This is a genomic window from Streptomyces hygroscopicus subsp. hygroscopicus (genome assembly GCF_001553455.1).
Taxonomy (GTDB): Bacteria; Actinomycetota; Actinomycetes; order Streptomycetales; family Streptomycetaceae; genus Streptomyces; species Streptomyces hygroscopicus.
Window position 1 is genome coordinate 1 of the sequence record NZ_BBOX01000194.1, and the last position, 10,573, is coordinate 10,573.

Genomic DNA, 10,573 nt, shown 5'->3' on the forward strand with positions numbered 1-10,573 from the left:
GTCCCCGTCCGGGGGCACCGGCCGCTCCTGGTCACGGTCCGGACGTGGTTCCTCGGGCGGTTCCGCGCCGGGCGGCGGCGGGGCCGCCTCCGGTGCCGCGGGGCGGGGGCCGGGGTCCGGACGCCCGGGGCCGCGGTCCGTTCCGGCCTTGCAGACCGCCAGCCACAGGGCGTCGGCCAGCTGCCGCCAGTCGAGGTCCCGTGGGCCGGGCCCGGCGGGCCTGCCGCCTGGGTCATGTGTCATGTCGAGCCCGCTGCGCTGTCCAGCCGGTGCCAGACGGCCTGCAGTAGCTCCTCCCACTCGGGCCCCGGAACATGTGACTGGGACGTCACCAGATACACCGCGTTGAGCAACTGGTCGGCGGCGAGACCGCCTTCGCGCTCGCTGCGCTCGAGGAACATCTGGATCAGCTCCCGCGCCCGCGGATCGTCGGCCCGGCCCAGGTGCGCGGCCACGATCGCGGCGAGCCGGTCCGCGTCCGGGTCGGGCAGCCGGAGCTGGAGACAGCGCCGCAGGAACGCGGGCGGGAACTCCCGTTCGCCGTTGCTGGTGATGACGACGACGGGGAAGGCGCGGCAGCGCACCCGCCCCGAGGCGATGACGGTACTGCGCTCCGGATCGTCGGTGAGGACCGATACGGCCGGGCGGCGTCTGCGGATGCGCACCAGCTCGGGAATGGAGTACTCGCCGGCCTCGAAGATGTCGAGCAGGTCATTGGGCAGGTCGATATCGCTTTTGTCGAACTCGTCGATGAGCAGGACGCGGGGCAGCCGGTGCGGGAGCATCGCCGTGCCCAGCGGCCCGAGTTGGAGGAAGTCGCCGATGTCCTCCGGTCCGGGCTCGCGGCCGTCCCCCTCCGCCGCCTGACCGGCCGCGGCGGCGTGCACCCGGCCGACGGCATCGTAGCCGTAGAGACCGGACCGCAGGGTGGATCGGGTGGTGATCGGCCAGCGCAGCACCCGGCCCAGGCCCAGTTCCCGGCTGATGCGGTACGCCAGCGTCGACTTGCCGGTGCCCGGACGGCCCGTCACCAGGAGCGGGCGCCGGAGGATCAGGGCCGCGTTGACGAGGTCGGCCTCCTCCGGGTCCGAGCGCGTACTCAGAGGAGCGGCGCCCAGCCGCCGGGCGGTGTCCTGCGCGTCCTCCGGCGGCGCCGGGGGCTCGGTCGGGGCGTCGTCCGGGTCCGATAACGCGCCGGGCGCGCCGTCGCCCTCCACCGGGCAGGCCGAGACCCCGCCGAAGGTGCGCCACGGGGGCGGCGGCGGAAGGATCTCCTCCAGGCTCACGTCGTGGAGCGGGCGCCCGGTGCCCTGGTAGATCCACCAGGGGCGCGGTATGCCGGACGGCAGGGCGCCCGAGGCCGCACCCGGGTCATGGCGGACCCGTCCGTTGTGCCGTCGCGCAGGTTCTCCGTCGCTCATCGACCAGCCACCCCCTCGTCCGGCCCCGTCACGCGCCCTTGCGGTTCCACGGGACGGGTCGGGTCGTCCCAGACGAGCACCACATGCTGCCCGAGGTGATGCTCCCGCTCCGCGGAGTCGATCGTATGGGCGTCCAGACGTAACTCTGTCACGGCTTCGCGGAGCCGTGCCAGGTCCCCGCTGCCCTCGGCCGGTTTTTGTCCCAGGCGCTCGACGAAACCCGGGTCCCGGGTCACCCGGCCGTCCCAGGCGACCAGCGGAATCCCGGCCCGCCAGGCGGTCAGCGCCTGCGCACTCCCCTCCGGGGTGGTGCCCGGGGGCGCGTTCAGGACCAGGGCGACCACATGCGGATCGGCCTTGAGCCGGGCCAGCAGGGCGGTGGGGTCGCCGGAGCGCGGACTGTCCGGGTCCGCACCGTCCACGACGAGCTGTCGGGCGCGCTCGGGCTGCTGCTCCAGGACGTGCCAGCGCTGCTTCCACTCGCGGTGCCAGCGTCTGGTCTGGCTGCGCTGCAGGCTCCGCACGACCACCGGATGGTCCATGTACAGCGGGGTGGGCAGCTCGCTGTCCAGCTCCAGACGCCAGCGGTGGACCGGCAGGTTCAGGTCATCGGGGCCGAGCATGAACTCCACGTGGATCGCCCGGGCGTCGTCCCACTCCTCGGCCGCCTCATACACCAGCGTCTGCACCGCCCGTTCCGCGGTCTCCGAGGTGACGTGGGCGACCGGGCCGCGGGCCGGATGCCAGCCGGTCGGGTCGTACTGGTACCAGGAGGAGAGCTCGTAAGCGCCGGACTCCTCCCGCGGCAGCAGCCGGATCACCAGATAGGCGTCCACCGGACCGGCCGGGGCGGCGTGCCCCACCTGCTGCCGCAGCGACCGCAGCTGGGGCGTCAGACCCAGCCCCCGGGCCTGCTCATCGGCCCATTCGCGCAGCTCGTCGGCCCTGCGCAGCGGACGCGCGGCCGCCGCGAGGTACTCGACGAGGGCGAGCTGCGGCGGCAGCCCGCCCGGCTGCGCGTTCATCCGGCCCAGCACCTCGAAGGCGTGCCAGGGGTCCGTCACCGCGGGGACGTCCTGGAGCGGACCCGCGGCCATCCGGCACAACTGGCCCAACTGCTCGATCTCCAGCTCCTCCAGCAGTGGGCGCAGCCGCGCGGTGGCGGTCCCGGGCAGCGCCGGCCGGGCCGTCATCTGCTCCATGACCGAGTCGAGCCGCTTCATGGCGTCCTCGTCGGCCGCCGCCATCACCGCGAGGGACGCGCGTAGCGCGTGCATGATCCGCACGTTTCCCAGGCATTCGCGGGCCAGCTCCACCAGGAAGTAGTCGGTCACCCGGTGGACGCGCACGGGGACGCTGGTCATCTCCAGCTCCATGGCGACCAGATCCAGACACAGCGTGCGCAGATCCGGATCCGTCAGACAACGGAACTCTTTCAGCGCCGTGACCAGGTTGCCGACCGATTTCAGGCCACCTTCCCCCATGGCCGTCATGCCCTGCCCTCCCCCGAGGCCGCACCACCGGTCCCCGCCGCCGGTGATCTCGCCGGAGACCCTCCCACGCACGGGCGCCACCCGCCCGGACTCCGGACAACTTGTATGCCCCGCGAGCCTCCCCTGACACCCCCGGGGCGCGGACGCCCATGGCACCGTCCCCCGCCCACCGGACGGCCCCCACCGCGCCCAGGACCCCTCCCGGCGACGGCCCGGGGCGCCCGCGCCCGCGCGGCGGAGGACCGTCCTCGCACCGGTCCACCTGGACGGTTCCGGCGGCGCCGGGGACCGGAAGCCCTCCCGCGGCGGCCCGGAGAACGGGCCGGGCCCCGTGCGGAAGGCCGCCCCGGGCCGGTGACCGCCCGGGGCGGGAGGGTGAGGAGGGTCACTCCAGACCGAGTTCCGCGACCTGGCGGGCGAGTTCGGCGGCCGCCGGATCGTCCCCGGCGAGCACCGTGACCACCTCCACCAGCTCCGTCATCGCCCGGCGCGCCTCACAGGTGCGCAGCAGGGACAGGGCCTCCGCGCGGCTCGCCGACTGGCGGCCCACCGCCGTGCCGACGGTGGGCAGCTCATCGAGCAGCTGCTGCCAGCGGGCGGGCGAGGTCATCCCGGACACGGTCAGCAGCGTGTCCGCCAGGGCGCCGAGATCCTGGATCGTCAGCCTGCCCCGGCGCCGTCCGGTGGCCCCGGGGCGGGCGGGGGCGGCGAGCGGACGGGCCATCGGCGCTTCCGTGGCCACTGGCGTGTGGGCGGCCAGCGGTGGGTCGGTGGTCACCTGCGTTTGCGTGGCTACCGGCGTGTGGGCGGCCAGCGGTGGGTCGGTGGTCACCTGCGTTTGCGTGGCCACCTGCGTGTGGGCGGCCAGCGGTGGGTCGGTGGTCACCTGCGTTTGCGTGGCCACCTGCGCGTGGGCGGCCACCGGCGCTTCCGTGGCCACCCGCGCATCGGCGGTCACCGGGATGCGGCCGATCAGTTCGAAGGCGAAGGCGGCCGCGTGCCGGGAGGCCACGGGCTGCCACCGCTCGTCATGCGCCTCGCCCTTGTCCCCGAGCAGATCCGAGACGCCACGGATCACCAGTGCGTCCAGATGCTGATTGACATACGCGCCCGCGAGAAAGCCGAACCCCTCCATGTCCACCGCCAGCGCGTCCCCCGCGCCGGCCGCGAGCCTGCGCCCGACATCCGAACGGTGGTGCGCCACCACCCGTCCGCCCGCCGCGAGGGGTTTCACATGGGCGCGGGGGCGCGGGGCGCCGTCACCCGGCGGGATCCGCCGCTGCCACGCGTCGCCCGCCGCCACCAGCCGGGCCAGCTGTACCAGGCCGTAGGCGGACTGGTACGTCTTCTGCCGGGGCAGGAACCCCGTCTCGGTGTCCTTGCCGGTCTCGTAGTCGTACACCGCGTCGGCCGCCACCACATCGCCCAGCGCGACGTCCTTGACGCCGCCCGCCACCCCCACGAACAGCACCGCCCGGGGCGCGAAGAGCGCCGCGGCCCGCTCCACCGAGGCCGCCGCGCCCGGGTTCCCCGGACCGGTCATATGGATGGCGACCGTCCGCTCGGCGGGTCCGTCGCGGAACACGCCCAGCTCGAACAGCGCGCCCCGCTCCGCCGGGGCCGGACGCGGCTCCTCCAGATGCGCGCGGACCGCCCGGTACTCGACCTCCAGCGCGGTCAGGACCACCACGTCGGCCCGCGCCGTACCCCCGTTGACTCCAGCACCCACGGATCCCCCCTAGGACTGCCTCCGTCACCACCTTACGGACCTCACGAACCCCGGGGCCCGTACCGCCACGCCCGCCATGCCCGCCACGCCCGTCATGCCAGCAGTCATGCCAGCCATGCCGCCAACGCCCGTCATGCCGTCATGGCTCAGGGCCGCCGCAGGTCCGCGTACAGCACGATCTGCGCCGCCAGCACGCCGATCAGCGCCACCTCCGCCACCGACACCGCCAGCAGCACCGCCCGCACCGGCTCCGAGGTCCAGTACACGATGAGGGCGGCGATCGGCGCCACCGTGAACAGCAGCAGATCGGCCGCGAGCTGAAGCCGCTTGCGGGAGATCCGGCGCCCGTCGTCGCGATGGGCCCGCTCCCAGCCGAACACCGGTGGCCGGACCGGGGCGAGCGTCCCCAGCCGGGGCCCCAGATCCTCCCGGACGTACCGCCCGATGGCCGATATCTTCTCGTCGTTCACCAGATACGCCCAGCCCAGCAGCGCCGACGCCGGGGGCAGCAGCAACAGCAGCTGCGGACGCCCGTGGCCCTGGAGACACAAGGTGACGATGGCCGCCATCGAGGCCAGCGTCGCGTAGAGGAGATTGTCGCGGAACCCGATCCGCGCCCGCTGCTCCTCCTTCACCTGCTCGTACTCCAGGATCAGCAACCTGCCCGTGACCGCCTCGCCGTCGGTGCTGTCGTCTCGCGCCACCGTTTCCCCTCCGTCACCGGTCCGCCGCGACCGGTCCTGTTGCGACCGGCCTCCCTGGTGACTGTTTCCGCACCTATGCCTGATCCATGCCGTACGCCCGCGACGTCCGGTACGAGCCACCCCGGCCGACGCCCGGGGCGACCGGCCCGGTGGCGCGGCGGCGCACAAGTCCGTGCCCCGTGCGAGGAGTTACCGAACGGCGTGCTGCGGAAGATCATCGGGCGCGGCTGACATCCACCCCCCGGGCGTCCGGAGCCCACCATGAGGCTCCATCATGGTCACGCCCCCGTCCCAGAGAAACCGTTAGTGAGATGACTGCAATGCCCCTCGCACTGTTCCGGCGCATGCGCACCAAGCGTCCGGACCGTGGACCAGGACTCAGGATCCCCATGCCCGTGGGGGCCGGAGCCTTCAGCTGCGAGGTCCTGGACCCGGTCGGTCAGCCCCTGGGAGGCGTCGAGGTCACCGTCACCGAGACGCGTGGCGCCGCCCGTACGGTGGCCAGGGCCACCACCGATCCGCACGGACTGTTCCTCGCCACGCTCGAACCGGGGACGTACACCGTGCTGCTCACCGGAAGCGGTCTGCAGCCCAACCGCCTCACCGTCGACATCGCCCCGGGCCACTGCGAACCGGCCCGCCGGGTGCAGATGGAACCCTCCCAGCAACTGGAACTCCCCCCGCCCGGCACCTGGCTCTTCGACCCGCCGCACACCGCGATCCGCTTCATCGCCCGCCACGTCGGCATGGCCAATGTGCACGGCCGCTTCACCCGCTTCCGGGGCGGCATCCACATCGCCGAGCGGATGGAGGACTCCCGCGTCGAGGTCGTCATCGACGCCTCCAGCATCAACACGGGCAACAACACCCGCGACAACCACCTGCGCTCGGCCGACTTCCTCGACGTCGAGAACTTCCCGGAGATCCACTTCGCCAGCAACCGCTTCACCTGGCGCAGCGGTGCCAAATGGACCGTCCAGGGCCCCCTCACCATGCACGGCGTCAGCCGCTCGGTGACCCTGGACACCACCTACCTCGGCGCCGTCAACGGCGGCTACGAACAGGAACTGCGCTGCGCGGCCCTCGCCACCGCCGAGCTGCACCGCGAGGACTACACGCTGAACTGGCGCAATATGCTCGCCCGCGGCATCGCCGTGGTCGGGCCCACGGTCAAGCTGGAGCTGGACATCCAGGCGATGTACCGCGACCACACCACGCCGACGCCGCCCGAGTAGTCCCTCCTCGCCCGGCGGGCGATGGGGCGGGTCGGCGATGGCCACCCGCCCCATCGCCGTATCGGCTCACGGGCGGAAGACGCCACCGGGGCTCCGGCCTGGGCGCGGGCCGGAAGCCCCGGCGGCGGGCGGCCGGGCGCGCCGGGCAGCGCATAGATTGGGCTCGTCCACCGAACGACGAAGGCGGTTGATCCCATGAGCCTGTACGACATTCCCCTGCGCACCCTCACCGGCGAGCCGACCTCCCTCGGCGAGCACCGGGGCACGGCGCTGCTGGTGGTCAATGTGGCGTCCAAGTGCGGCCTCACCCCGCAGTACGAGGGGCTCGAGCGGCTCCAGCGGCGCTATGCCGAGCGCGGGTTCACCGTGCTGGGGATTCCCTGCAACCAGTTCGCGGGGCAGGAGCCGGGCACGAGCGAGGAGATCCGGACGTTCTGCTCGACGACCTACGGGGTGTCCTTCCCGCTGCTGGAGAAGACCGACGTCAACGGCGAGCAGCGGCATCCGCTCTACGCCGAGCTGACGCGGACGCCGGACGCCCAGGGCGAGGCCGGAGACGTGCAGTGGAACTTCGAGAAGTTCCTGATCTCGCCGGCCGGTGAGGTGGTGGGCCGGTTCCGGCCGCGGACCGAGCCGGAGGCGGACGAGGTGGTCACGGCGATCGAGGCCCAGCTGCCCCGCTGAGGCGAGGTGGCGGCGGGCGAGGGGCCGGTGGCCCCTCGCCCGCGGGTTTCGCCTCGGGCGCCGCGGGTTTCGCCTCGGGCGCCGTGGGTTCAGGTCGGGCGCCGTGGGTTTCGGCTCGGCGCCGGGTGGTCGGTTCGGGCGCCGGGTGGCTGGTCCCCGGGCCGGTCGGTTCGCCGGTCAGTCCCGTTCGGCCGCGAAGGCGGCCAGCCACGCCAGGGGGGCGTTCCAGTTGATGGCCACCTCGTTGGTGGAGTACGAGCCGATGTCGTCGATGTAGCACGCGGCGGGCGCACAGCCCTGGAGCTTCTCCTGCGCCACCGGGTCCTGGAGCCCCGCGTTGGCGCCGCCCGCGATCGATCCGGCGGGCGGGTTCGGCAGCGAGGCGTCGTACTGGTGGGCCCAGAAGCGGTGGTGCTGGTTCTGCGCGGTGCGGTCGCCGTAGCCGGTGACGTACGACTGGCCGAGCGCGTTCCGGCCGAGCAGGTAGTCCAGGGATTCCAGCGCCCCGGTGCGGTAGCGCCGCTGGCCGGTCAGCTCGTGCGCGACGGCCAGCAGGGTCCCGTTGTTGGCCACCTGGCCGTTGGAGCCCCACACGTAGCCGTCCGCGGGCAGCGGCACCGCATAGCCCTGCCCGGCCATCGTGCTCAGCAGGCCGTCGGCGGCGGAGACCACGGAGGCGCGGACGCGGGCGCGGTCGGCGGCGGGCAGGTGGTTGGGGACGGTGGCCAGGACGATCCGCCCGAGGGCGCCGGTGTCCTGCCAGCTGAAGCCGATCGGGGCGAACACATCGCTCGCGGTGTGGTACGGCGAGGAGGTGACCGCGTCCCGGTACCGCGCCTCCCCGGTGGTCGCGTACAGCTCCGCCGCCGCCCAGTAGAACTCGTCACCCACCTCGCCGTCGTCGTACGCCCCGCCACCGGTGGAGTCGGACCCCGGCGCCAGCAGATCCGGGTTCGCCCGCGCCGCGGCCCACGCGCGGCGCGCGGAGTCCAGGCAGCGGGCGGCGAAGGCGGCGTCGTACGGTGCGTAGACCCGCGCGCACTGCGCCGCCGCGGCGGCCAGGTTGAGGGTCGCGGCGGTGGACGGCGCATGCAGCTCACGCGGCTCGGCGTCCTGTTCCGGACGGGTGGGCAGCCCCGTCCAGGCGGCGTCGTGGACCTTGTGGAAGGCCATGCCCGCCCGCGGCTCGCCCTCCGGGATCTGCATGCGCATCAGGAAGTCCAGCTCCCAGCGCGCCTCGTCGAGCACATCGGGGATCCGGTTGTCGCGCTCGGGGACGCGCAGTGTGGAGTCCCCGAGGGCGGCCGCGTGCCCCGCGCGCTTCGCCCGCTCGAAGGAGTTGATTAGCTGCCAGGTCGCGAGACCACCGTTGACGACGTACTTGCCCTGGTCACCGGCGTCGTACCAGCCGCCGCGCACATCCCGCGTGCCGTCGCACACCCCGCTGACGCACGGTACGGCGGTGTCGCCCCGGTTGGGGGCGACCCCCAGATGACCGGCCGGCCGCGCGTGGGCCGCGCCCGCCAGCGACGCCTCGATGGGGATACCGCTGCGCTGCTGGTAGAAGAAGGACATCGCGTCCGAGCGCAGCCCGTCGTAGAGGTTCGCGCGGATGTCGAAGGGATGGCTGGTCCGCCCGTCCACGGTGAGCGTGTAGCCGGTGCCCGTTCCGGGGTACGAGGAGAAGTCCACCAGGTGGGTGGACTGCCCCGAGGCGGCGTCCGCGCCCCGTACGGAGGTGGTGCCCGAGGCGGCCCTCCGGCCCGCCGCGTCGCGCAGCTGCCAGGCCAGGGCGGTGGTGCTCGCGCTCACGACGGTGGCGCGTTTGGGGCCGTCCGGCAGATACCCCAGCTGGTTGACCTGGACGGCGGAGGGCGCGGCCGAGGCGGCGGTGCGGGCGGCGGGGGTTGCGGGGGCCGTGGGGGTCCTGGGGGTCGTGGGGGGTGTGGGGGCGTCCGCCCCGGCGGGCGCGGACTGGGCGGCGATCAGCAGCAGCGCGCCGGTGAGCAGCGCGGCGGCGGTCCGCGCACCGCGCGGACGGGGTAACAGGGACAGCGGCATGGAACCCTCCTGGGGGACGCGAGCGGGGCGAGCGGGACGGGCGGGACGAGGCAGAGTGAGCGGGACGGGTGTGCGGTGGATGGGAGTCGGCTCGGGCAGACGCGGGAGGTGCGGGAGATGCGACAGAGGTGGTGTGGGAGCGCTCCCAATTTATGTAATGATGCGATCGCGGTGCGTCAAGGGACCGGACGGGTGCCTGGCCGTTCCCTCCCCTCTGTCACATCCCTCCCGGCCCATCCGTCAAGACGGTGTGGCCCGCGACGGTGCGGCCTGCGACAAGGGGATGTGACCGATGGACGAGAACCACCTTCTGGCCGAGGGCTTCGAGGCGCACCGCGGCCATCTGCGGGCGGTGGCCTACCGCATGCTGGGCTCGCTCAGCGAGGCGGACGACGCCGTGCAGGAGGCGTGGCTGAGGCTCAGCCGCTCCGACACCGGCGCGGTGGAGAACCTGGGCGGCTGGCTGACCACCGTCGTCGGCCGGGTCTGCCTGGACATGCTGCGTTCGCGCACCGCCCGGCGTGAGGAGCCGCTGGGGGTGCGCATCCCCGACCCGGTCGTCAGCGGTGAGAGCGGGCCCGGCCCCGAGGACCAGGCGCTGCTCGCCGACTCGGTCGGTCTCGCCCTGCTGGTCGTTCTGGAGACACTGGCCCCCGCCGAACGGCTGGCCTTCGTACTGCACGATCTGTTCGGCGTGCCGTTCGACGAGATCGCCCCCATCGTCGACCGCACCCCGGCCGCCGCCCGTCAGCTCGCCAGCCGCGCCCGCCGCCGGGTGCGGGGAGCCGCCCCGGCCCCCGACCCGGATCTGACCCTGCAGCGTGAGGTGGTCGACGCCTTCCTCGCCGCGGCGCGCGGGGGCGATATGGAGGGGCTGATCGCCCTGCTCGACCCGGATGTGGTGCTGCGCGCCGACTACGGCGGTGCCCCCGCCGCCCCGGCCCCGCGCGAGGTGCGTGGCGCGGCGGCCGTGGCGAACCAGGCGCTCACCTTCTCCCGGCTCAGCGGTTCGGGTCTGCTCACCCGCCCCGCGCTGGTCAACGGCGCCGTGGGCGTGGTCAGCTCCCGGGAGGGGCGGCCGTTCTCGGTCCTGGCCTTCACGGTCGTGGACGGGAGGATCGTGGCGATCGACATCCTGGCCGACCCCGAACGGCTGGACGGGCTCGATCTGACGGACCTGAACTGACGTCGAGCCGCATGGCCTGGACGCTGCCCGCCCCGCCCGATGCCACCGCCTGACGCCCTC

Annotated in this window: 9 protein-coding genes; 3 read left to right on the forward strand and 6 right to left on the reverse strand. The window is 73.6% G+C overall.

The genetic code is table 11. The features are described 5' to 3' along the window. The 5 genes from AXW62_RS45140 to AXW62_RS20655 form a co-directional block, all read right to left on the reverse strand. A partial coding sequence (locus AXW62_RS45140; RefSeq protein ID WP_214516864.1) for a hypothetical protein occupies positions 1-243 on the reverse strand: 243 nt, incomplete at its 3' end. After that, positions 240-1,421 carry an AAA family ATPase gene (locus tag AXW62_RS20640; RefSeq protein ID WP_102884896.1) on the reverse strand — a complete coding sequence of 394 codons (1,182 nt, stop codon included), beginning with the start codon at positions 1,419-1,421 and terminating at the stop codon, positions 240-242. The genes AXW62_RS45140 and AXW62_RS20640, both read right to left, overlap by 4 nt. Continuing rightward, the gene (locus AXW62_RS20645) at positions 1,418-2,914 is read right to left on the reverse strand and encodes a VMAP-C domain-containing protein (protein WP_060945843.1); all 1,497 of its coding nucleotides are present in this window, start codon (positions 2,912-2,914) and stop codon (positions 1,418-1,420) included. The genes AXW62_RS20640 and AXW62_RS20645 overlap by 4 nt, the downstream gene beginning before the upstream one ends. Positions 2,915-3,299: 385 nt before the next feature. Then, positions 3,300-4,643 carry a phosphorylase family protein gene (locus tag AXW62_RS20650; RefSeq protein WP_079115713.1) on the reverse strand — a complete coding sequence of 448 codons (1,344 nt, stop codon included), beginning with the start codon at positions 4,641-4,643 and terminating at the stop codon, positions 3,300-3,302. 146 nt (positions 4,644-4,789) lie between these two features. Beyond that, positions 4,790-5,347, reverse strand: coding sequence for a hypothetical protein (locus AXW62_RS20655; RefSeq protein ID WP_030825285.1), 558 nt, complete (start codon positions 5,345-5,347; stop codon positions 4,790-4,792). Between the two features lie 320 nt (positions 5,348-5,667). On the opposite strand from AXW62_RS20655, the gene AXW62_RS20660 reads away from it, so the two are divergent. Both AXW62_RS20660 and AXW62_RS20665 read left to right on the forward strand, forming a co-directional pair. Then, positions 5,668-6,582 (forward strand): YceI family protein, encoded by a 915-nt coding sequence (locus AXW62_RS20660; protein WP_060945845.1) that lies wholly within the window; start codon positions 5,668-5,670, stop codon positions 6,580-6,582. 195 nt (positions 6,583-6,777) lie between these two features. Continuing rightward, a complete protein-coding gene (locus AXW62_RS20665; protein ID WP_030825291.1) occupies positions 6,778-7,266 on the forward strand; it encodes a glutathione peroxidase in 489 nt (162 codons plus the stop codon). 177 nt (positions 7,267-7,443) lie between these two features. On the opposite strand, the gene AXW62_RS20670 is transcribed toward AXW62_RS20665, so the two are convergent. Further along, positions 7,444-9,327, reverse strand: a complete 1,884-nt coding sequence (locus AXW62_RS20670; RefSeq protein WP_060945846.1) for a glycoside hydrolase family 9 protein — start codon at positions 9,325-9,327, stop codon at positions 7,444-7,446. A gap of 292 nt (positions 9,328-9,619) precedes the next feature. Here AXW62_RS20670 and sigJ point away from each other — a divergent pair, with 292 nt between their 5' ends. Beyond that, complete coding sequence (sigJ, locus tag AXW62_RS20675; protein WP_060945847.1) at positions 9,620-10,513, forward strand: RNA polymerase sigma factor SigJ; 894 nt, start codon at positions 9,620-9,622, stop codon at positions 10,511-10,513. The last annotated feature ends 60 nt before the right edge of the window (positions 10,514-10,573 follow it).

Coding starts and splice junctions, on each gene's coding strand:
- AXW62_RS20670 (WP_060945846.1), bottom strand. CDS start 9,327: ATGCCGCTGTCCCTGTTACCCCGTCCGCGCGGTGCGCGGACCGCCGCC.
- AXW62_RS20645 (WP_060945843.1), bottom strand. CDS start 2,914: ATGACGGCCATGGGGGAAGGTGGCCTGAAATCGGTCGGCAACCTGGTC.
- AXW62_RS20660 (WP_060945845.1), top strand. CDS start 5,668: ATGCCCCTCGCACTGTTCCGGCGCATGCGCACCAAGCGTCCGGACCGT.
- AXW62_RS20640 (WP_102884896.1), bottom strand. CDS start 1,421: ATGAGCGACGGAGAACCTGCGCGACGGCACAACGGACGGGTCCGCCAT.
- sigJ (WP_060945847.1), top strand. CDS start 9,620: ATGGACGAGAACCACCTTCTGGCCGAGGGCTTCGAGGCGCACCGCGGC.
- AXW62_RS20665 (WP_030825291.1), top strand. CDS start 6,778: ATGAGCCTGTACGACATTCCCCTGCGCACCCTCACCGGCGAGCCGACC.